The organism is Providencia sp. PROV129 (assembly GCF_028482245.1).
Lineage (GTDB): Bacteria > Pseudomonadota > Gammaproteobacteria > Enterobacterales > Enterobacteriaceae > Providencia > Providencia vermicola.
Genome location: NZ_JAMPQD010000008.1, coordinates 290,788 through 311,127, shown reverse-complemented (window position 1 = coordinate 311,127; position 20,340 = coordinate 290,788). Strand labels below are relative to the sequence as shown.

Sequence of the window (20,340 nt, the reverse complement as noted above, 5' to 3'; positions counted from 1 at the left end):
AGCGTCCTCTATTTTGCAATGGCTTAATTTTGGGTTGGGGTTAAGGCAAATGCACGAAATGGGGATTGTGTGAGAGATGGAACAAAGCCCCGTTGATTGGGGCTCTTATCAAAAATCTAATCTAAAAATTACGGGTTTTGCTTAACGTGACACTTGCCCCATCGCCAATGACTTCAAATAGCTTTGTATTTTCACTTTCAATTTTAGCACTGTTAACATGAATTCTTGCTGTCGTTCCCTCTTGTTGACTGATACAACAGTAAACCGAGTTAGTGATCTCTCGACCATCTAAATAACAATTATCATACCAAGCCTCACTTGATTGATCTTGACCGCTAATACAAGCATATTTACCAGCGTATGGTTTACCTGACAATGTATCCGCTGGTTTAGCATTACAGTTATAATGCCAAACTTTTGCACCATAAGCTGGAACCGATGTAGCTGCATAGTTATAATTCATTTCACTATTTACAACATAACCAATACACCCCTCGTGGTGGCTAATCCCATCATCACCGTTATGACTCATCACACAGTCTTTGATTAAGCTAGTTCCTGAATAATGATAATTAAACCCGTCATTTTTATGTGATCTTGCGGTGCTCATAATACATTCAGAATGAATATTATTAATTGCAAAAGCCCCCGAACCTCCCGCCGAAATACCTGCACTACATTGATAAAAGCCTGCAAACTTAGACTCACTAAATTTATCAGGTTGCACCTTCACTGTATCTGATTTAGACGCGTAAAACTTACAACCTGCTGCATAAACAGTTGATGTTGCGTTAATGACATTATCAACTTCACACACATAAAGGTATGCACTCCCATTACTTTTGCCCCAGTTAAAGTACATTTTTTTAGTACTATGCTCATAATAATAAGCATTTTCAGTACGTTTCACGGCCTCAACTGACACAACATTTTTTAAGGCATAAGAAACAACCGAATTAGTTTTACTTTCCGGCACTAAAGCCGCTAAAAAGGGCTGTTTTGTCCCATTTCGAATTGCAGCCTCATGATTTGCATCATAATCATAAATTGCGGAATACATTTTTAAGCCATTATAGTCACCCTCACTCACCCAAGCAGAGGGGATCAACTCAACACCGCCTAAAATAACGGCATTGTGGCCTAATAAGTAATAGTCTTTTTTTAAACTGAGAGCGACGACTCGGCGATATGTCGAGTGCGGCTTATCTCCCTCAAAATACTGCGCATCAAATTGAGGAAAAACCTCATTCCAACGGAGGTTCAATTCTAGCCCCCACTCTTGAGCTGAAATATTATCACGACTCCCATCAGGCCAAGCCGTCATAAAGTTATTCCCATTAAACAAGGATTCTTTTCCAAGCTGCATGTTTACGCCAAAATCAAAGCCTAGCCCTGTACTTTTTGCCCTTAGCACACTAGCTCCACTCCATAACTTCTTAGGGGGGAGTTTATTAAATGGAATAAAAGCGATCCTTTTACCATTTTGAAACGCTGCAAATTTTTTAATTTCAAAAGATTCAATTGCATCAATGCCTAGCCGAACCCCTGCTGAACCAAATCCCGTCAATAATGCGGCTTTTGGAAGCGTAATTGTTAGCATATTTCCATCATATGACGTTATATGTGAACGCATGTTCCAGTTTTCACGTAATAAGCCATCGCAAACACCAGCAACTGCAAACGCTTCTTTTTCGCTCTCTCTGCCTTGGCTAAAATCATATTGGCTTTCTAGTCCTGAAACTTGTACTTTAAAAATCAAATCATACTCAGGGGATGCTGGAACCGTTAAGTCTACTGACTGTAAGAGCGTACTTGGATTAATCGCTAACTCTGTTTTTTCTCGAATATATCGAGACGCGACAAAAGCAAAATCATGCCGCTGTGCGATTGGATTGCGATTTTTTAATGCATTCACGGAGAAATCGGCTAATGGTTTAACTTCTTCGTTATCAGCCTTACTTTTTAATTCCTCTTGTATTTCTTCATTATTTTTACCAATTTGAGTATCTAAATAATCTCGTGTTGCTAAGACAACCGATGGATCGGTTTTTAGCTCAATACACTCTGTTGATTTAACAACAATCATCATTCGAATAATTTGAGTACGCCCAGAGCCTTCAACCATTTTAGGTTTATAAGTTTCTGGGCAATTTCCGACAGCAATTAAATTTCCCTCGGAATCAAACAAACCGATCTCTCTAACATACCAACCACCCTCTGTTTCAGGAATGATATGTTCAGCAATAATGATATTCGGGTTATTTTTATCAATTTCCAGAGAATTAACCGCAGCGCGGCGCTTTTCATTGATTAGTTTTGTTTGCGCAGGGTCTGGTGCGGGCAATTTTCCATTCCCATCACCTACGGCCATTGTTGTTAAATCTAACTTAGTGCCTAATGCGGTTGCTTTAGCGACTAAGTTCTCGCCTATATTAGTTAAAATAGAATAATACGGTTTAGACATTAGAGATCTCCATAACGTCAGCATGATATAAAGCAACAGCACTATATGAATGCGTTGAGGCAATAATTTCAGGAGGTTGCGGTGGATAAATAGATAAAATATCGCCACCAAATAAGGAAACAGCCACATTCATAGCGGCGTTTAAATAAATACACTCGGGCGAATAAGGGTAAATAGTTGTAGAACTACCATCCACAACTAAAGCGCCTACATTGATGACACCCTCGGTTTCTAAGTGCATCGTAATATTTGATAATTTTCGACTTACGGGTTTTGTATCATTGATGATATTCGTCAATTCAATGTGTGTTTCTTCATTGATACCCGTTTCTTTTAATGCAATATCAAGTTTGAATGTCCCCACTTCTGAGTCATCTTCAAACCATTCATCGACATTAATTAGCGTACCAATAGGTGCAACAGCACGGCGTAAGGCACCAATCGTGCCCTTATGCTTATGAATAAACATCGCGGCCTTGATAGCGTTTCGTTTCGCGCTTTCCGCCCAGTCTTTATCCCATCGGTCAACACTGAACGCCCACGCCAAATATGGCAGTAAATGCACAGGGCATAAATCAGGGTTCCAGAGTTTACGAATGGGTATAGGGACTCGCTCAATCTGAGCCAGTGATTCAGCTGCAGCGAGCTCTAATGGTGATGAACCGACGGGCAATAAACGATTATTCATCTGAGCCCCCTAATGCCACATTTATTTGTGTGCAGAAGCTCGCCTGTGTTTTATCCAACTTAATATCTGCGGTTGGCTTTTTCAGTTCGACACGTTGTACGCCTTGAACATGCAATGCGGCATATATCGCACTGAGCACAATGTCACGGCCTAAGCGGTGTTGCTGTGTCGCATAGCGTTTCACTTGCTCCTCTGCCGCCGCCATAATAGGTTCGTACTCTGGGGATGGGTAGCAGTAGATCACCGCGTCGATTTCATAGTTAACGATAGTTGCTGATTGTACGGTCACACGATCAGCCACGGGTCTAACATCTTCATCGTTTAATGCAACATTCACTTTTTCGATTAAATCCGCTGGCGCACTGCCGTTCCCTTCACGAGATAAAACGGTGACCGTGACGTAAGCAGGTAATGGGCTAATGACAGAAGCGTCTGAAACTCGACCATCAGCAGAACGGGCATGATATTCATAACTGCCAATCGGGCCTGCTACGCTTAACGCCTCAAAAGCCGCGGGGATACGCAAGCGTAAATTGGCATCAGACTCATACACTGGCGCAATCGGTGGAATAGCGTTTTCATCGCCCACTGATAACACCAAGCGTTTCACGTTATTATTGGCGGCGAGCTGGTCAAGGTCTGCACCCGTAGCAAAGGCCGTCATACTTGCGCGAGCCGCTTCATTGACACGTTGACGTAAAATCAGTTCTCTATAACAGTTTTCTTGCAATAATTTGGTGAGCGGCTCAGATTCTAATTCTAATGTACGGGCGATAGCTTCCCGCTGTTCTTCTGGCATTGCAGCGATTAATGCGGTTTTGCGCTCGGCAAATAGCACATCAAAATCTAATAGTTCGACCACATCGGGTGCGGGCAATAAACTTAAATCAATACTCGCTGCCATGCTACTACCTCACATTAACCGAAAAATTAAATGACTGGTTGGTGTCTTGGTTTGTGGCTTCAATATCAATCACCATTTGCGCGGCTTCGGTGCTGCTTAAATTAATGCGCGTTAGCAAAATGCGAGGCTCCCATTTTATAAGCGCGGTATAACAGGCTGACATTAGCTGTAATTTCAGTGCGGGATTTTGCGGCTGGTCGATAAGCTCTGATAATAGCGAGCCATAATTTCGCCGTGCGATGCGTGAGCCAATAGGTGTGATCAAGATATCGCGCACGGATTGGCGTATGTGCTCAATATCAGAAAGGCTTTTTCCATCCATTCGGTTCATGCCGCAATATCTCATTGAGGACCATCCGTGCGGCTTCTGCCACGCTCAACACCACCATGATCGTGATCATCCAGAACAACCCCATTTGATGAAAATGTTCCGTTTTTATGAATAACATCTCCTGTCATTTCGCCGCCCTCGGTGACATTGAGTGTGGCGCAGGTCAGATTTTCTGAACAAATCACCGTTGGTGTGGTGAGCTTAATTTGCTTGCTGGCATTGACGACAACCACTTTTGTGGCGGCATTGATTTGCTCACTGGCCTCAATCGTTGCCGTTTTAATCCCTGTTGCTTTCAGTGCGCCAGTGGCGGGCTCATACTCAATGATTGCTCCGTCTGAATACGTGCAATGGTCTGCTGTCAGTGAATCGGTCGGTTCGGCATGCTCATTGGAGAAAATGCCCGTCAGGACAAATGCCGTGGTAAGCTCACCGCCAATCGCTAAAATAATCACTTGCTCTCCCACGCTAGGGGCATTCATTGTTCGCGTGCTGCCAGCGCGTAAAGTGAGCCAATTTAGCCAGTCGGTTTCTAGGTTTCCAATTTGTACGCGACAGCCTTTTTTGGCATCGACGGCGGTCACTATGCCAATACGGATCAGGTTTTTAATTAGGCGGCGAATCTCGGCAGACATTAAATATCAAGCCTCACTGCTAATAGCTGATAAAATTGTTTTTCTAAACCAGTACTGATAAGCAAACCAGATTACGAGCAATGGAATAGAAATCCATTGTTTAGTCACAATTAATAGGAATGCAGCGATAACGTTTAATACAATGACCAACCAGTAAATATTTAGATTAAAAGGAATTAAACTTTTCGTTATTCCTTTTAATGTACAAAAATGATGACCACTTTCTAAATTAGGGCTAAAAGAGAAAAATAATGTTATTACGTAGATATTTATAAGAATTCTAACAACCTCTGCACCTACAACGACTTTATAGCCAGTGTTGCTAATGGCCAGAATTGAAATAAAGATAAAAAGCAGCACAGGTAAAAGCGGAATGTATTTGCGCATAGCAACCTCAAAAAATAATTTTCTTAAGCGTGCCATTGATAGCGCATTGATTGCAGCCACTGCCTTTTGTGCAGTCTTTGATACAAATTATCGTGAGAGAAAATCAATGATCTGGCTTTCAATATGCCTGATTTCTTGCGGCGTCAGCCCTAACAACTGGCGTGATGGGTATGTAATTTTTGCATTTCCAATACGCTCTGTTAATCCAAATTGATGCACGCCAGCAATATTTCCCGCTGAAGGTAAAAAATAAATCGCTGCTTCTTTATCGCTGCTATATGTTCGTAAAAAACGGGCAGTGGCGAGTTTTTTAAACATGCGCGTTTGCTTGGTTTTACGCGCGGTGCTGATTTTATCTTTCTTGATGCTGATATAACGCTGAATATCTGACTTGCGAAATGAGCGCTGGGCTTTTTTATTCGCGTCTTGCCCCGTGATTGTTTTGCTGTTGCCGCGCCAGTTTCGTAAGGTGCGTTTTTGACCGTGCCACATAAATTGAATTTCGCGCTGCACAGTGACAAAGCTGGCCTTGCGTTTGGTGTATGGGCTACCATCGGGGTTTTTCTGCTGTTGAATACGCCTAATTTGAGAACGACGTAAATCGCGGGTAATTTCTTTGGCAAGCTGCCTGCGCTGGCCTTGTGACATTTGATTTAATAAATGTGTTAACTCACTGTCAAGCTGTCGCAATGTGTCGTCATTCATTGTGTTGTTTGCCATTCATCAAAGGGATCCACTGGCTCAGGCGTTGCCTCAATCACATATTTACCGTCTTTATCAATAGCAAGCACACGCTCAGTAAGATTTAATTCAATACTGATATGGGCTGTAGTGTTATCTAAAATCACCGCTTCAAATTTAAAGTCTTGTTGGCGCTTTGTCGGGTTTGCTGAAATATCGGATTGATTTTTTCTTAGCCAATCATTTACTACAGCAATTAACACATTTTGGTCACCGCTGTAGTGTTCGATAATAATATTGGCGGTGTATTCATATTCAAAGCTGGGCGTTTCTTCCAACGTGGAAATAATCCGCCCATTTTCAACAAATAAATACAGGTTTTCGGGGTTATCTTTGAGAAAAGGGACTTTGCTATCTAAGTAAGCCCTCAAGCTAGTGAGTTTTTTCACCGTTCCGTTCCTCATCAAATCGCTCAATCGCACCCAGTTGAATATTGGTGGTTTCTAAAGCCGCGAGTAAAGGGTCAACCATCAATGCTAAATCGCAATAGGTTAGAACCCGTCTGGTAGAGGCGGTGGGACTTGTTGCGTTAAGGTTTTCGGGATGGGTACGCATTGCGTTTGCACGGATACGGTAGGCGTTGTTGAGCACCCGATCAGCAAGATACTTAGGCACAGGTAAATCACACGTTGGCTCATTTTTAAGAATGGTTCTATATTCAATTTTTCTATCCTCGGCGGCGGCACGCTGAATAATGCCGCGGCGATAGGCATCACCCGCGATTTGATTCGCACGGTGAAAACTTAAAGATTGGTCAGTGATCAGCGCGGATTTTTTATCCACGTCTAACAACAGCTGTTTGTTGTCTGCGGTTAATGTACCGACCCTTTCATTAAGCCTTTCTATTTCTTTGATACCTTGCCAGCCTGCAATAAACAGGCTGGCAACAAGGAAAATTGCGGTTCCTATCGCCCATTTTTTCATATTAAACACTGGCCTTTAGCATTGCATCGTTTAACTTTGGCATTACAAAAGCCCCCACGCTTTTTCGAACATGGCATCACTGTATGGCTGCTGACCATTTTCAACATGCACAATCGCTTTCGCAATTTTGAATGCGGTTTCTTTGTCATAGACATCAAGGCAATCACGGCGACCAAAGCCCGTCTCTTTACAGACACGATTAATATATCCCTCTGTATTATTACGGTCTTTTGCGGGTGCCCACCGTTCGATGATTTCCTCCACCGTATCAATTTTGCCGCAACCAACCCCCTGTTTTCCCGCGTAGGTTGAATAGGTTCGCAAAAGCTTAAATAATGCGCGAATACCGTATTCAGGCTGTATAAAACGGCTGTGCCGCGGCTCAATGCTGGGGTCAAACGCTAACTCCCCTTGCCATGGATTTCTCGGGTTATAATCAATATTGCCCGGGTTATTGTTGCGTATACCGCGCGGTAGGTTAGACATGTTTTCCCCCTGTAAAACGTGACCATAAATAAGAAAGCCCAATACTCCCCATTGCACCGAATACGCCAGTGGTAAACAGGGTGATATAAATACTTTGATTGCCCTCAATACAAAGCAATCCGCCTAATAACCCGACAAAGCCAGAAACGACCATTTGCATAAAAGCTGCAAACCAGCTCCACGGGGCATTATTCGTTTTAACATCAATGATGTATCTCACAACACCTCCCCACATTGAAATGAAGAGCATCAATAACCACTGTGCGATACCGAAACTGTTCGGATCTTTATCAAACATGTATCAATCCCATAATTGTATAAGTGGCTGTGCTGGCTCTTCGGTGACTTCAGGTAATTCAATCAATAGCCCTGCTGGCATGACTGCCCCCTGTTCTGCAAGGTTGGGATTCGCCAACAAAACGGCCTCAGTCATGCCCGTGGTTCTGCCATAAAATCGCCAACATATTCCATCCACGGTGTCACCTTTCATCGTTCGGATTTTCATATCAGCTCAACAATGTTATGTGTCGTTCCCTTGATACGCTGGATAGCCCAAATCGCATCGCGCTGTAAATCATCAATATTGGACTCAAGGGCATCAGCTTTTTTGCTGCCGTTTGGCGTGGTGTCAATATCGCGGTAACGCTCGGTTAAATTTGCTTTGGCGCTGCTGAATACCGCGCGGCGATAAAGGATCACTAATTCCGATACGTCAATCTCCCCGTGAGTTATTTTACTGGCAGGGACGGCCTCTAAGGTCGGATAACCTAAGTGGATTTCTTGCTGTTGAAAGCTGGACAGTTCACTATTGGTTTCAATGATGGCGTTTTTTAACGCTTCAATTAATCGGCTTTGGGTGACAGTGCCGTCAACTCGCATTGACTCGCGAAATGCACGGGTATTAATCTCAGGCCAAAACGCATCACTAGTGAGTGTCTCGTCTTTTTCGTTGGCGGGTTCGGGTGAAACAAAATCCATAAAGGCACCTTTAAAATAGGTAGGCGGTGGGCGAGAGTCCGAAAATAAATTTCTTATCTCGCGCCGCCTTGCGCGTTGGCACATTCTTTATTCGTCAGCGCGGTTTTTCACTGACAAAAACTTTTCAATATTCTTAATGTCCTGCTTAACACCGCAGCGTTCATTAAGCTCAAGGGCACGCATTAATTCGCATAGGGCTGGCTGTGGAAAAATCGTTGTCTCGCAAGCTGTAACCGAGCCATTTATGCAGTTCACCACGCACTTTATCGGGCATATCTTCATGCTCAATCAATGACATGGTGCGCTGCAATATATCCAATGGAATGGGATTTTTTGCGGTATAGGCTTCTTTAGCTCTATCGCCCATTTCCTCGGCAATGGCGCACCCCGTTGTGCGAGATTGACCTGCGGGCATATTAAGATTGTGCTGAAGGGCATATTCCGCAATATCGAGCCCTTGCACATAAACACCCGCATCAAAACTCCACAACATCAGGTACATCAGTACATCATCTTGAACGCCCGAATTCCCCTTAAGGGTTTCTGTGATCCACGTTTCGTAAAGCGGTAATGCTTTTCGCTTATAGACTGCTTTACGTTCAAATGACTGCGTTTTACTGAGGTCTCGCATGTGCTGGCGTAGCATCAATTTAACTTGCGTTGCTGCCGAGGGGTCAGCAAGAACGCCATAGGCACTGACGTTCTTGGCTTCCACTTGCATGCGCTTTTTTTCCCACAAGTTCACGACTTACCCCTTATGCGCCTTTGTTCTCTTTACCTGTTTTTTCGGGTTCTGCACCTTTCGGTTGCTCAGCGCCGTTTTTCAGCGCGTCCAGTTCCGCTTTCAATGCTTCGTTTTCTTCCAATGTCGCGAGCATCTTTGCTTTTTGCTCTGCATCATCACCCGTCGGTGCATCTGGCTCTTGCTTGCCTTTTGTAAGCTCAATGTTTTCAATCAGCGCTACGCAGTCGTAATCTTCAATGATGTAATCTTCATTCACGGATTCGTAGTTTTCGATACGGTCACGTTTTGCATTATCAACCACTTGGCGGCGGCGTGATTCGATTTGCCAGTAAATGGATAAATTATCTAATCGCGTAATAAGCATTCCATTTTTTGGGAAATAAGGCACGCGCACTGCGGGCAAGCCACCGAGGCGTTTTTGGCTGATAATCACATCCGCAGCTAACGCCTCGGTATTGGCCTGATCACGGTTGACGATAGGGAAATATTTATCGGCTAATAATGAACGACCACAGATAACCACTAAATCAGTATCATCGGCATAGACCTCAGAAATGGCGTGGTCGACGGCTTGCATAACCAATGCATCGAGGTTTTCATAATCTTCACCTTTCCCCACTTTGATGGGTTCGGGAGTGATTTTGTTGGTGTCTTTATCCGTGGATGAACCCAAAACATGATCAGGGGCTTCAAGGCGGATTTTATGTAACCAACCGACATTAACGTCTTGTAGTAGCTTGTTGACTTTGCGGTCTGACGTTGCCGCGCGGCTCGTACCGTTAAAGCCAATCATGATGCGGTCAAGGGCTTGACGCTGAATAATGGCATCGCGGATACGGCGCTGGAAATCTTCAAACATTGCCCACATGTCCAGTTTTTCGTAACGGATAGCGGTATCGAAATTCGTTTGACGACAGTGATAACCTTGTTTGGTTAATTCTGTTGGATCTGTCGGCTCGCGGTCTTGTTTCGTGGTGTCTGTCGTGCCTGCCACCGTCGAACCAATGCCAATGCCAATTTTTTCACCCACTTGGTCTTTCACTGGCACCATATTAATTTTGGTCAGAAAGACGGCGCTTAACTGAATGTTACTTTCCAGTTTTTGGGCTGCTGAGGGTTCGATTTCTACTTTCGATACTGCGAACTCTTGTGGCTCAACACCATAAACACGGCCTAGTTGGGTCATGTAACCGTTAAATTTAACTTTTGTTTCTTTTCTCATTATCGTTCCCGTTTAGCAATCAGTCAGGTTTTCAGTGTTAGTCGTGTTACCACCAAAAGACGTGGGACGATGTTGCCCATTATCCTGCTGGCTTAAGTCTTTTTTGAGCTGATCCAACTCGCTGCGCAGGGTTTCATTTTCTTGCTTGATACCCGATAACGTTTTGACTTGCGATTGAAGCTGGCTGACCTTTTCCGCAGTTTCGGTCTGCTCTTCGGCACAAAGCTCAACGGCTTGATGAATATCATTCAACTCTGCATCGTTGCGTTTACGTTCACGGCTAAACATTGCCATGACGCGTTCTTTCAAACTGGTTTTTTCTGGCTTGTTTTCTTCCTCAGTAAATTCAATGGAAGTTTCTTCTGCCGCTGTAAAGACGTTGTCTTTATCTTGCTTGCGCTCTGAGAATGCGGTCGGTTTATCTGCGCCAGCGCTAAATTCAAGCATGCTCGTACCAAGACTCGCTGGGTTATCTGTGACCGCCAAGCCGACCAAATAAGCGCTGTTCATATCAGAGAAATTCGGGTTTATTTCGACAGAGGTATAGACTTTCTGGCGTTTTTTATTCATTTCGATTAATGAATCGGTAGGCGTTAATACCCCATACAAAGCCAGTTTGCCTTTTAATGCTCCCTCGCTGATTTCTTCGGTATAGACCGACTCCACATCGCCGTAACGTGGCATCCATGAGTAATTCATGTGCTCCATATTGATGCGGGCACCGTAGACATTTTTGTCATAATTTTTTTCGATATCCGTTAACCATTGGCGCTGTACTTTGCGTCCATCGGTAGTGGCTCCCTCAACACAAAGGCGCACGGGTTTGGATTTTTTTGTCATTGCTCAGGCTCCAGCAATTAAATTGATGTGAATATAAAAATTGTGAGCCTATGTTTTCAGGGATGGGGGTTAAGAAACAATGCTTTGCCATTGTGTGGGAAATGGCACAACGGCGACACAGGGCGAGAGGTCGAGTGAGTCAGTAATCTGGCGACATGAAAACATTACACGATTTTGCCCCAAGAAAACGCGCGATGCACATGTACTTTAGTGGGTATCGCATCGCGCGTATTGCCGAGGCTCTCAAGGAAAAAGCCGCAACAATTCACAGTTGGAAGCGCCGCGATAAATGGGATGAAATCACCCCCGTTGAGCGCGTGGAAATGACGCTGGAAATGCGACTTTGTACGCTAATTAGTAAAGAAAATAAAGAGGGTAAAGACTTTAAAGAGATTGACTTGCTTTACCGCCAAGTTGAACGACACGCCAAAATTCACAAGTATCAAAACGGTGGCAATGAGGTGGATTTAAATCCAAAACTTGCCAATCGAAACAGTGGTGAGCGCCGCGCCCCTGAAAAGAATCTGTTTAGTGAAGAGCAGATCGAAAAGCTGGAAGAAATTTTTCGTGAAAATATGTTTGCCTACCAAAAGGTTTGGTATGGCGCAGGCCATAAACACCGCATTCGTAACATCTTAAAATCACGTCAAATCGGGGCAACTTACTTTTTTGCACGTGAGGCGTTTATGGATGCACTCACCACAGGCCGAAACCAAATATTTTTATCAGCGAGTAAAGCCCAAGCGCACGTATTCAAAGGCTACATTATTGACATGGCGCGGGAAGTGGATGTGGATTTAAAAGGCGACCCGATAGTTTTGCCCAATGGGGCGACAATGTATTTTCTTGGCACCAATGCCCGCACCGCACAAAGTTATCACGGTAATTTGTACCTTGATGAATATTTTTGGATCCCCAAATTCCAAGAGTTACGCAAAGTGGCGTCAGGTATGGCGATGCACAAGAAATGGCGGCAAACCTACTTTTCAACCCCATCAGCACTGACCCACAGCGCATATCCGTTTTGGTCAGGCAAATTATTTAATCGTGGTCGCCGCAAAGGGGATCACGTTGAGGTGGATATCAGTCACCAAGCGTTAGTAAATGGCATGATGTGCGGTGATGGTCAGTGGCGGCAAATTGTCACCATCGAAGATGCCATGCGGGGCGGGTGTAATTTATTTGATATCGACCAGCTCTATTTAGAATACAGCCCTGATGAATTCGAAAACTTGCTGATGTGTGAGTTTGTCGACGATATCGCGTCCATTTTCAACTTGCAGTTAATGCAAAAATGTATGGTGGACAGCTGGGAAATATGGGACGACGTTCAACCGTTAATGATACGCCCCTATGCTTTCCATCCTGTTTGGATTGGTTATGACCCCGCGAAAGGCACGCAAAATGGCGACAGCGCAGGTTGCGTGGTTATTGCGCCACCGCTACATAAAGGCGGTAAGTTTCGCATACTTGAACATCACCAATGGCGCGGCATGGATTTTCGCGCGCAATCGGATGCAATAAAAGAACTCACTGAGCGCTACAACGTGCAATACATCGGGATTGACTCTACGGGTATTGGTCACGGAGTCCTACAAAACGTGCGGGAATTCTTCCCCGCCGCAAAAGAATTTGTCTATAACCCTGCGTTAAAAAATGCCTTAGTGCTTAAGGCCTATGACGTCATTAGCCATGATCGCCTTGAATATGACGCGGGAAGCAATGATATCACCCAATCTTTCATGGCTATTCGCCGTGCAACCACTGCCAGTGGCAACCGCCCAACCTATGAAGCAGACCGCAGCGAAGAGGCCAGCCATGCTGACTTAGCGTGGGCAACCATGCACGCCCTTTATAATGAGCCAATCACTGGTGAAAATCACAATCAACACAATATTGTCGAGGTATTTTAATGAGCCGTAAAAATAAAAAACGCCAGCCGCAAACACTGGCACAAGCCCCAGAACATGCCCCCGCAGAAGCGTTTACCTTTGGCAGCCCAATACCCGTGTTAGACAAGCGTGAGATTTTTGATTACCTCGAATGTGTGCAAATTGATAATTACTATGAGCCGCCAATCAGTTTTAATGGTCTTGCGCGCACGTTCCGCGCAGCCCCACACCATAGCAGTGCGATTTATGTAAAACGAAATATTCTCACCAGTACCTTTATCCCCAATAAATATCTAAGCCGTCAGGCGTTTGATAGTTGGGCGTTGGATTTTTTACTGTTTGGTAACGGCTATCTTGAATTGCGTAATAACCGATTAGGGCAATCATTGAACTTTAAGCACACCCCCGCAAAGTTTACCCGCCGCGGCGTTGACCTTGAAACTTACTGGTTTGTGCAATATGGGTACGATATCAAACCGTATGAATTTCAAACGGGAAAAGTGTTTCACTTAATTGAGCCTGATATTAATCAGGAGCTGTACGGTCTGCCTGAATACTTAGCCGCCATTCCCTCAGTACTCTTGAACGAGGCCGCAACACTATTTCGCCGCAAGTATTATCTAAATGGTTCGCACGCGGGTTATATCTTGTATATCAGTGATGCGGCACAGAAAACGGATGATGTGGATAAAATCCGTGAAGCCCTGAAAAGCAGCAAGGGGCTGGGTAATTTCCGCAATTTATTTTTGTATGCACCAGGGGGGAAGAAAGACGGCATCCAAACAATCCCACTTTCTGAAGCGGCGGCAAAAGATGAATTCCTCAATATCAAGAATGTGAGCCGTGACGATATGTTAGCGGCACACCGTGTGCCACCACAAATCATGGGGATCATTCCTGAAAATGTGGGCGGCTTTGGTGATGTGGAAAAAGCCGCAAAGGTGTTTGTGCGTAATGAGTTGATGCCGTTACAAAGCAAGATGATGCAATTGAATGATTGGTTTGGCGGGGAGATTATTAAGTTTAATAAATACTCGCTGGATTTAGACGATGAATAATATTTCACACTAGTTAAATGATACCGCCCATTAAGGCGGTATATTTTTACCTGTAGGTAGGTGATCTCGATGCTCTAAATAATAATAAGACCCCACTGTATTATATCAAACCTATCTCACCAAGACGAATTTGCCAGAAATCAGGCCCATCAAATAGTGGTTTAAACGCACCATACGGCACCACAACGCACGTAAAAATAATTGCTATCTAGTTATAGAAAATTGAATTTAACGCCGTGACGGCTCGGAGATTTTGCGGACGGATATTTAACAATAAACACCTCGCCGCGCAATCGTGACCCCGCCACGCCTGCCCACTAAATAGGTTGGTTTTCATGCACCTGCAAGAGATCGTCTGAACCGCGCCAGTGGAGGGGCTTTACGTGGATTACGCTCCTTTTTTGGTCATGCGGATTGGGGCGGGGAATTGCACATTTAGCAAATGGTTTCTTGACTGAAAAGCTATATTAAATAATGTGTTATCTCTTAGATAGTAGGCTGATAATAAATGGTGCAATTTAGGTGGTGAATTTTAATATAAAAAAAAGTTGCCTGAGGGGAAACTCTTGTGTATGATACGAAACATGGTCAAACGAGTTCGTTTGCACTTTGCTCTTTAAAAACCTTAGTGGACGGTAAGGACTAGTAAAACAGTCATCTATATTTTCATCACAATATGGAATCTCCCCCTCCCATTACGCATGACGTACGATGTAGCTAGACGAGTTAAGAAATCGGCGGCTCATAGTAGGCATAATTGGCATTGTTTAATGCGAAAGTAATGGCAGGTATCTGAAATATTTCAGTGGGTATTGGCTGGTGCTATCTACGATGTGCAACACGATCCACAGAACATCTATGGCAGGGGATGCGAAAGCATCGTGTTGTAATAATGTTAATGAGGTTTTTATGAACAATGTTTTGGACGCATTAAAACGCGTACGTAATGAGAGCAAACACATCGTAGATAAAAGTACATTAGATGAATTAGACAAAGCTATTAAGTCTATTGAAGAAGAGATTAAAGATAAGAATAGTGGTAAACCACCTTTTAAGGTTATTTCCTATGCTGTAAAAATACTTTCATTAATTAAGTATTTGACTAGCGATTCTTCCGATTAATCTCATAGTAAGGAGACGATTATGCTTTTTATAACTCAAAAGATGACTACACCAGCCATATTAATCCCATCATAGAGTAGAGGTGAACATGCTTAATATCGGTCTTGCAATGAAACAATGCAGGGACGCTAAAAATTTAACTTTACAAGAAATGGCAGAAAAATCAGGCTTAACGAAGTCTTATCTATCAAGAATTGAAAATTCACAAAGAGATCCAACTATTTCTGCTTTAGAAAAAATATCACTCGCATTAGATATCCCCCTGAATATACTTATATTGCTATCTGAAGTTGAAGATGAAAAAGATAATCGTTTTAATGACATTAATGAAATATTAAAGTCAACTATCATGGATGTTCTTCATAATGGAAAAAAATTGGAGTTATAATAATAGAAATCTAGCAAAAAAATCCTCTTTATTGAGCTTATTAGGTATAAATGAAAATGAATTACTATATGTAATTAACAATAAATCATTGTTTTATATAAAAAACAAACCAAAGAAAGGAAAAAATGGTAAAATAAGAGTTACTTTTAAAGTCATCGGCTTGTTAAAAAAAATACAGAAAAATATAAAAGATAAAATACTACAAAATATTTCTCTTCCAAACTGTATTGTCGGTGGAGTTAAAGGGAATTCATATTTATCCGAATGTAAGGAACATACAAGTCAGAATATTATAATATCAGAAGATATTAAGGATTTTTATCCAACCATCTCTCAGCTAATAATCAAAGATGCCTTACAGTATTATTTTGATTTTGGCCCCGAAGTTTCTACTATACTATCTGAATTAGTTACATTTAATGATGGTTTAGTTCAAGGTAGCTCATTAAGTACAGATATTGCTAATATTATTTTTTTAGAAAAAGAAAGCTTTGTTTTCCATGAACTAAGTCGGTTAGGTTGTACTTATAGTAGATATATTGACGATATTACAGTTAGTTGTGATAGAGAGCTATCTAATGAAGATATAACTAAAATTAAAGTTCTTGTATATGGAATGATTAGAAGCAAAGGACTTTTAGTTAATAAAAAGAAGTCTCATATCATGAGGTCTGGTGATAGAAAAATAGTGCATAATGTAAAGGTAAATAACGCTATTAAACCACTTGATAAAAGAAAAAGTGCATTAAGAATGGAGATCTTTATTTTTGAAAAAAAAGCACAAGATTCTATAGATATACTAGATATATTAAAAACATATAAAAGAATTAAAGGTTTAATAAATACATTAAAGCAACAGGGAGATAAAAATACAGAAAAATACATTTCTAGTTTAAATGATAAATTAAAGTTAATTGATAGTGCAAAATCTAAAAGAGCTATACGACGTGAAATAAGAAAATGCAAATCGCTACCTGAATTACAGAAAATAAAATCAAAATTAATAGTGTTATCTAAAGTAAACGCATCTTTCAGGGTTATTTTAGACTCAGAGTACAAAACAAAAAAGTTCAAGTTAGTTAGTAAAAAATAAGTATTTCTATTATAAACTATTTGAAATTTTGTTGTTAATTTCGAGCTAATAACAATAATCTATTCACTATCAATCCTATGTATAGTCATCATCTTTGATGGCTATACATTTAATAAATATGCTGGACATATTTTCTGCTGGCATATCAGCCTCTATTTTTTGTATAAAAATGGACATTTTTTGTCTTAATGTGCTTTCCTTTTCACTCAATTCAATGCTTGAAATCTGTCTTTGTTGATTTCCCTGTGATATTTCGCTCCCAGCGGCGTTCTGAGCATCCGTTTCTATAAACGCGAAACCATATTCCTGAATGTTGCATACTTCACCTGAGCCGTGCTCAGGCTCGTAAAATTGCACATCTGATAGATTGGATGTGATCCGCGATCTACAGTTATTGACAGGACTCCGAGTCGCTCCGCTGTCGCTCTTTAAAAGATTAGAATCAACGTCAACGGCGCTTTTCTTGACGATTTGATATTTTCTTTCACGGGTTTTAAGTACTGGGGCATCGGTTTTGAGTTGATGGTAAACACCCACAACCTTTTGAACTTCTTCACCATAAACATTCACGTCACTGACTTCACGGGCAACACGGATGGTTTCTTCTCTTCGGCGAATACATGGGCCACCTTGTGACATGATGTATTCATCAAATTTGCCTTGGTCTGCGGCAGCTCTGACACGCTCGGCAACATCACCAAGCTTGTCAGCAATAGATACACCACGAGGCAAGCGGCGGCATTCACGGTACGCGCCTTTAGAGGGAAGCTTATAGAATTGAAATTGTGGAATGCGCCACGTAGACGCCCATGCAGTCACGGCTGCCGCCATGCTTTTTAAATCTTTGCCTGTTTCGTGGTCTACTTCACCATCAAGGGCATACCCATCGATATTTTTTGCAATATATTTCGCGATGTAACCCACGGCACCGCCGCGGTTCATATGTTTACACTCAAATCGGTATTTTTGTGCGCCTGCTTCGTTACCATCTTCTTTCAGGGCACGTTTACGCATAATATCAATGGCTCTTGCACGACTGGCTTTATCAACAAAAAGTAACATGTGCCAGTGTGGTGTGCCGTCATGATGCGGCTCAACAACACGAACACCGTAAATATTGATATTGTTATCATTGAAAGCGGAACGAATGCGCGACCACACTTTGACTAAATAACGCTGCCCGTCTTTTGGGGTGTAAGCCTCATCTTTCCATTTATGATTGAGCACAGCGTGCAAATCGCTTTTATTTTTACCTTTGCGTTGCTTTGTCGGGTGGTACTTTGACGGGCACGTTAACGTGATAAACATCCCGATATCGCCACGCTCTTTCGCTACGCGCTCAATCCCTGCCATTTGCGCCATTAATTCCATGCGGCGAATTTCAGGGTTTGACACACTCGCCATGACTTTTTCAAACAGATCAAAACGCTCACCCGTTTCAACATCTTGAATATCCATGCCCTGTAAATATTGCATGTTGGATAAACGCTGCGCTTGAACGGCGCGGATCGCTTGCTTGCTGGCGTATGGGTGGCGATTAATGCACACATCCATATTGGCAATCATGATTGCCTCAATCCATTGTGTTCTATGGGCTTTTAGCTTGCGATGCCAATAATCTGCATTTACAAGGCGGGAAACAGCCGCAATCACTTGGCGCGTGGTTAAATCCTTTTTTCCTCTGCGGCGGTTACGGTTTTTTAAGACTTTGAGATAGCTTTGATAATAAAGTGGGGCAACATGTAAACCACAAGACAATTCAGCCAGCGCCCCGTAAATTTGGGTCTGTGCCGAATCTTCATAAATGATTTCGCGGTCACCGCCGTTTTGCTCAGCTAACTGGTCGCAATAGGCTTCATACAATGTGAAAAAGCCACTAGAAATGTGTTCAGCAAGCTTTTTTATTGGCTTGTCATAAAGATCAAACAGGCGGTTAAATTGGCTGATTTCAGGTGTAAAACGAGTTGATAGCGTCAATAACGCTTTCGTATCTAATTCATACCGTGCATTAACTGCCGTAATCCGCGGAAATATCCGCTTATAAAAATCAGAGCGCAAAAACTCATAGGCTTTATATTCGCCAGACTCTTTAATGATGTATTCATAATGTTTCTGAATGCGGTAACGTAAAATACGGGGTAAAGTTTCAATCTCACCTAAAATCGCTTGCGCATGAATTTGTTGTTCATGAGTAAGAGATTTTTCAAGCGCGTCAATATCGGCTTTGTAATAGTTATTTTCTTCTGGCTTATTCCACGGATACGGAAAAACCATATCCGCGGTATAAGTTAGCGGCTGAACGGTAAAATCTAATATTTTAGACATTTAACGCACCACCCAAGGTTTCAGGTCGCAACGCGTTAATTGCCGTTTCACAACGGCGTGAAATGATATCGACTGTTTCACGATAAACATCAAGTGTCTTGATGCCTTTACCTCTAACACGATTAACGTGATAAGAGGTTAATTCAATTGCAAGCAGCCACGGGTCAGAATGGCAGCAAACCAATTCATAACAACGAGCTAATTTATTGATTTGCAATAGTCGCCATTGAACCGCTTTTGAATCTTCGTCAACATGACGCTGAATAGCAAAAGCCGTCCCGCTGATATAAACACCGTCTTTAGGGTCGAGAGTCATTAATTAACCCCCGCTAAAACAGCGATAATTTCTTTAGCTGGTGTACGCTTTCCTTTTCCTGCGATGCTGCGTGGGGCTTCGATTTCATGGATAGTAAAACCGAGGTCAGCGTAAAGCTCTTTTGCTTCTGGTGAGTTGGAAACAGTGATCGGATTGCCTTGGATATCATTAATATCTTTTAGTGCAATCGCTAATGTTTCATGGTCTGCATCAGTGAAATCTGTCGCGTGATATCGGGTAAAGTTGTCGCCCATATAAGGTGGATCACAATAAACACCGTCGCCATAATCGACTAAAGAAAGTGTGTCTTGCCATTCAAGACAAACGATACTTGCATCTTGTGACTTTTCTGAAAAAGCAATAATTTCATTTATTGGATAGTATGCATTTTTATAATGTCCATAGGGTACATTGAATTCCCCTCTTGAATTATAACGACATAACCCATTGAAACAGTGACGATTTAAATATAAAAAACGAAATGGATGATTAAAACTATCTTTATTCAAAGTATTAAATAAAATACGTTGCGCTTTATAGTTGAATTCAGTATTTAAACTAGGCCATTCAAGTTCTTTTTTTAAAAAATACTCGGTATCGTCTTGTATCATTAAATACAAGTTAATTAAATTGTCGTTAACATCCGCAATTAAATACCGCTCATAGTTAGTATTCATCATCACGGCACATGAGCCAGCAAACGGCTCAACTAGGCTTTTAGTCTTAGGTAAGTGCGGGCGTAGTTGCTCCATAATGCGAACTTTAGAGCCAGCCCATTTGAGAATAGTTTTATTCGCCACG

24 protein-coding genes are annotated in these 20,340 nt (G+C 42.3%); 5 read left to right on the top strand and 19 right to left on the bottom strand.

The genetic code is table 11. The features are described from left to right. Positions 1-121 precede the first annotated feature (121 nt). The 16 genes from PSF27_RS21200 to PSF27_RS06420 form a co-directional block, all read right to left on the bottom strand. Positions 122-2,464 (bottom strand): phage tail-collar fiber domain-containing protein, encoded by a 2,343-nt coding sequence (locus PSF27_RS21200; RefSeq protein WP_442958942.1) that lies wholly within the window; start codon positions 2,462-2,464, stop codon positions 122-124. After that, on the bottom strand, positions 2,457-3,152 hold the full coding sequence (locus tag PSF27_RS06490) for a phage tail protein I (RefSeq protein WP_272681129.1): 696 nt from the start codon (positions 3,150-3,152) through the stop codon (positions 2,457-2,459). The genes PSF27_RS21200 and PSF27_RS06490 overlap by 8 nt, the downstream gene beginning before the upstream one ends. Next, entirely contained in the window at positions 3,145-4,056 is a 912-nt protein-coding gene (locus tag PSF27_RS06485) for a baseplate assembly protein (protein WP_272681128.1), read from the bottom strand. The genes PSF27_RS06490 and PSF27_RS06485 overlap by 8 nt, the downstream gene beginning before the upstream one ends. A gap of 4 nt (positions 4,057-4,060) precedes the next feature. After that, on the bottom strand, positions 4,061-4,402 hold the full coding sequence (locus PSF27_RS06480) for a GPW/gp25 family protein (protein WP_272681127.1): 342 nt from the start codon (positions 4,400-4,402) through the stop codon (positions 4,061-4,063). After that, positions 4,399-5,022, bottom strand: coding sequence for a phage baseplate assembly protein V (locus PSF27_RS06475; protein ID WP_272681126.1), 624 nt, complete (start codon positions 5,020-5,022; stop codon positions 4,399-4,401). Before PSF27_RS06475 ends, PSF27_RS06480 begins: the two co-directional genes overlap by 4 nt. A 6-nt stretch (positions 5,023-5,028) precedes the next feature. After that, positions 5,029-5,469: a hypothetical protein gene (locus PSF27_RS21025; RefSeq protein ID WP_272681125.1), complete on the bottom strand. Its 441-nt coding sequence runs from the start codon at positions 5,467-5,469 to the stop codon at positions 5,029-5,031. Between the two features lie 27 nt (positions 5,470-5,496). Next, positions 5,497-6,129, bottom strand: a complete 633-nt coding sequence (locus tag PSF27_RS06465) for a phage virion morphogenesis protein (RefSeq protein ID WP_272681124.1) — start codon at positions 6,127-6,129, stop codon at positions 5,497-5,499. After that, positions 6,111-6,539 (bottom strand): phage tail protein, encoded by a 429-nt coding sequence (locus tag PSF27_RS06460; protein ID WP_272681123.1) that lies wholly within the window; start codon positions 6,537-6,539, stop codon positions 6,111-6,113. Before PSF27_RS06460 ends, PSF27_RS06465 begins: the two co-directional genes overlap by 19 nt. Then, positions 6,523-7,074, bottom strand: a complete 552-nt coding sequence (locus PSF27_RS06455; RefSeq protein ID WP_272681122.1) for a DUF2570 domain-containing protein — start codon at positions 7,072-7,074, stop codon at positions 6,523-6,525. Before PSF27_RS06455 ends, PSF27_RS06460 begins: the two co-directional genes overlap by 17 nt. A gap of 42 nt (positions 7,075-7,116) precedes the next feature. Then, positions 7,117-7,560, bottom strand: a complete 444-nt coding sequence (locus PSF27_RS06450) for a structural protein (RefSeq protein ID WP_272681121.1) — start codon at positions 7,558-7,560, stop codon at positions 7,117-7,119. Next, positions 7,553-7,858: a phage holin family protein gene (locus PSF27_RS06445; protein ID WP_036962068.1), complete on the bottom strand. Its 306-nt coding sequence runs from the start codon at positions 7,856-7,858 to the stop codon at positions 7,553-7,555. The genes PSF27_RS06450 and PSF27_RS06445 overlap by 8 nt, the downstream gene beginning before the upstream one ends. A 3-nt stretch (positions 7,859-7,861) precedes the next feature. Next, on the bottom strand, positions 7,862-8,065 hold the full coding sequence (locus PSF27_RS06440; RefSeq protein WP_272681120.1) for a tail protein X: 204 nt from the start codon (positions 8,063-8,065) through the stop codon (positions 7,862-7,864). Continuing rightward, the gene (locus PSF27_RS06435) at positions 8,062-8,538 is read right to left on the bottom strand and encodes a head completion/stabilization protein (RefSeq protein ID WP_272681119.1); all 477 of its coding nucleotides are present in this window, start codon (positions 8,536-8,538) and stop codon (positions 8,062-8,064) included. Before PSF27_RS06435 ends, PSF27_RS06440 begins: the two co-directional genes overlap by 4 nt. A 169-nt stretch (positions 8,539-8,707) precedes the next feature. Beyond that, positions 8,708-9,283 carry a phage terminase small subunit gene (gpM, locus tag PSF27_RS06430; RefSeq protein WP_272681118.1) on the bottom strand — a complete coding sequence of 192 codons (576 nt, stop codon included), beginning with the start codon at positions 9,281-9,283 and terminating at the stop codon, positions 8,708-8,710. A 10-nt stretch (positions 9,284-9,293) separates the two neighbouring features. Further along, a complete protein-coding gene (locus PSF27_RS06425) occupies positions 9,294-10,505 on the bottom strand; it encodes a phage major capsid protein, P2 family (protein ID WP_272681117.1) in 1,212 nt (403 codons plus the stop codon). A gap of 12 nt (positions 10,506-10,517) precedes the next feature. Beyond that, positions 10,518-11,345, bottom strand: a complete 828-nt coding sequence (locus PSF27_RS06420; protein ID WP_272681116.1) for a GPO family capsid scaffolding protein — start codon at positions 11,343-11,345, stop codon at positions 10,518-10,520. A 155-nt stretch (positions 11,346-11,500) separates the two neighbouring features. On the opposite strand from PSF27_RS06420, the gene PSF27_RS06415 reads away from it, so the two are divergent. The 5 genes from PSF27_RS06415 to PSF27_RS06395 all read left to right on the top strand — a co-directional run bounded on the left by PSF27_RS06415 (position 11,501) and on the right by PSF27_RS06395 (position 16,898). Further along, the gene (locus PSF27_RS06415) at positions 11,501-13,258 is read left to right on the top strand and encodes a terminase ATPase subunit family protein (protein WP_272681115.1); all 1,758 of its coding nucleotides are present in this window, start codon (positions 11,501-11,503) and stop codon (positions 13,256-13,258) included. Then, positions 13,258-14,295 (top strand): phage portal protein, encoded by a 1,038-nt coding sequence (locus tag PSF27_RS06410; RefSeq protein ID WP_272681114.1) that lies wholly within the window; start codon positions 13,258-13,260, stop codon positions 14,293-14,295. The genes PSF27_RS06415 and PSF27_RS06410 overlap by 1 nt, the downstream gene beginning before the upstream one ends. 858 nt (positions 14,296-15,153) lie before the next feature. Continuing rightward, a complete protein-coding gene (locus PSF27_RS06405; protein ID WP_272681113.1) occupies positions 15,154-15,417 on the top strand; it encodes a hypothetical protein in 264 nt (87 codons plus the stop codon). Positions 15,418-15,505: 88 nt separating this feature from the next. Further along, complete coding sequence (locus PSF27_RS06400; protein WP_272681112.1) at positions 15,506-15,805, top strand: helix-turn-helix domain-containing protein; 300 nt, start codon at positions 15,506-15,508, stop codon at positions 15,803-15,805. Further along, positions 15,783-16,898 (top strand): reverse transcriptase family protein, encoded by a 1,116-nt coding sequence (locus tag PSF27_RS06395; protein ID WP_272681111.1) that lies wholly within the window; start codon positions 15,783-15,785, stop codon positions 16,896-16,898. The genes PSF27_RS06400 and PSF27_RS06395 overlap by 23 nt, the downstream gene beginning before the upstream one ends. A 75-nt stretch (positions 16,899-16,973) precedes the next feature. On the opposite strand, the gene PSF27_RS06390 is transcribed toward PSF27_RS06395, so the two are convergent. The 3 genes from PSF27_RS06390 to PSF27_RS06380 are packed head-to-tail and all read right to left on the bottom strand — an operon-like array spanning position 16,974 to position 20,339. Then, positions 16,974-19,223 (bottom strand): replication endonuclease, encoded by a 2,250-nt coding sequence (locus tag PSF27_RS06390; RefSeq protein ID WP_272681110.1) that lies wholly within the window; start codon positions 19,221-19,223, stop codon positions 16,974-16,976. Next, positions 19,216-19,539, bottom strand: coding sequence for a DUF5405 family protein (locus PSF27_RS06385; protein ID WP_217008262.1), 324 nt, complete (start codon positions 19,537-19,539; stop codon positions 19,216-19,218). The genes PSF27_RS06390 and PSF27_RS06385 overlap by 8 nt, the downstream gene beginning before the upstream one ends. Continuing rightward, positions 19,539-20,339, bottom strand: a complete 801-nt coding sequence (locus PSF27_RS06380) for a DNA adenine methylase (protein WP_272681109.1) — start codon at positions 20,337-20,339, stop codon at positions 19,539-19,541. Before PSF27_RS06380 ends, PSF27_RS06385 begins: the two co-directional genes overlap by 1 nt. Position 20,340 lies beyond the last annotated feature (1 nt).

What these genes read in the sequence shown, in the direction of transcription:
- PSF27_RS21200 (WP_442958942.1), bottom strand. Translation starts at nt 2,464, where the DNA reads ATGTCTAAACCGTATTATTCTATTTTAACTAATATAGGCGAGAACTTA.
- PSF27_RS06490 (WP_272681129.1), bottom strand. Translation starts at nt 3,152, where the DNA reads ATGAATAATCGTTTATTGCCCGTCGGTTCATCACCATTAGAGCTCGCT.
- PSF27_RS06485 (WP_272681128.1), bottom strand. Translation starts at nt 4,056, where the DNA reads ATGGCAGCGAGTATTGATTTAAGTTTATTGCCCGCACCCGATGTGGTC.
- PSF27_RS06480 (WP_272681127.1), bottom strand. Translation starts at nt 4,402, where the DNA reads ATGAGATATTGCGGCATGAACCGAATGGATGGAAAAAGCCTTTCTGAT.
- PSF27_RS06475 (WP_272681126.1), bottom strand. Translation starts at nt 5,022, where the DNA reads ATGTCTGCCGAGATTCGCCGCCTAATTAAAAACCTGATCCGTATTGGC.
- PSF27_RS06465 (WP_272681124.1), bottom strand. Translation starts at nt 6,129, where the DNA reads ATGGCAAACAACACAATGAATGACGACACATTGCGACAGCTTGACAGT.
- PSF27_RS06455 (WP_272681122.1), bottom strand. Translation starts at nt 7,074, where the DNA reads ATGAAAAAATGGGCGATAGGAACCGCAATTTTCCTTGTTGCCAGCCTG.
- PSF27_RS06450 (WP_272681121.1), bottom strand. Translation starts at nt 7,560, where the DNA reads ATGTCTAACCTACCGCGCGGTATACGCAACAATAACCCGGGCAATATT.
- PSF27_RS06445 (WP_036962068.1), bottom strand. Translation starts at nt 7,858, where the DNA reads ATGTTTGATAAAGATCCGAACAGTTTCGGTATCGCACAGTGGTTATTG.
- PSF27_RS06440 (WP_272681120.1), bottom strand. Translation starts at nt 8,065, where the DNA reads ATGAAAATCCGAACGATGAAAGGTGACACCGTGGATGGAATATGTTGG.
- PSF27_RS06435 (WP_272681119.1), bottom strand. Translation starts at nt 8,538, where the DNA reads ATGGATTTTGTTTCACCCGAACCCGCCAACGAAAAAGACGAGACACTC.
- PSF27_RS06425 (WP_272681117.1), bottom strand. Translation starts at nt 10,505, where the DNA reads ATGAGAAAAGAAACAAAAGTTAAATTTAACGGTTACATGACCCAACTA.
- PSF27_RS06420 (WP_272681116.1), bottom strand. Translation starts at nt 11,345, where the DNA reads ATGACAAAAAAATCCAAACCCGTGCGCCTTTGTGTTGAGGGAGCCACT.
- PSF27_RS06415 (WP_272681115.1), top strand. Translation starts at nt 11,501, where the DNA reads ATGAAAACATTACACGATTTTGCCCCAAGAAAACGCGCGATGCACATG.
- PSF27_RS06410 (WP_272681114.1), top strand. Translation starts at nt 13,258, where the DNA reads ATGAGCCGTAAAAATAAAAAACGCCAGCCGCAAACACTGGCACAAGCC.
- PSF27_RS06405 (WP_272681113.1), top strand. Translation starts at nt 15,154, where the DNA reads ATGGCAGGGGATGCGAAAGCATCGTGTTGTAATAATGTTAATGAGGTT.
- PSF27_RS06400 (WP_272681112.1), top strand. Translation starts at nt 15,506, where the DNA reads ATGCTTAATATCGGTCTTGCAATGAAACAATGCAGGGACGCTAAAAAT.
- PSF27_RS06395 (WP_272681111.1), top strand. Translation starts at nt 15,783, where the DNA reads ATGGAAAAAAATTGGAGTTATAATAATAGAAATCTAGCAAAAAAATCC.
- PSF27_RS06390 (WP_272681110.1), bottom strand. Translation starts at nt 19,223, where the DNA reads ATGTCTAAAATATTAGATTTTACCGTTCAGCCGCTAACTTATACCGCG.
- PSF27_RS06385 (WP_217008262.1), bottom strand. Translation starts at nt 19,539, where the DNA reads ATGACTCTCGACCCTAAAGACGGTGTTTATATCAGCGGGACGGCTTTT.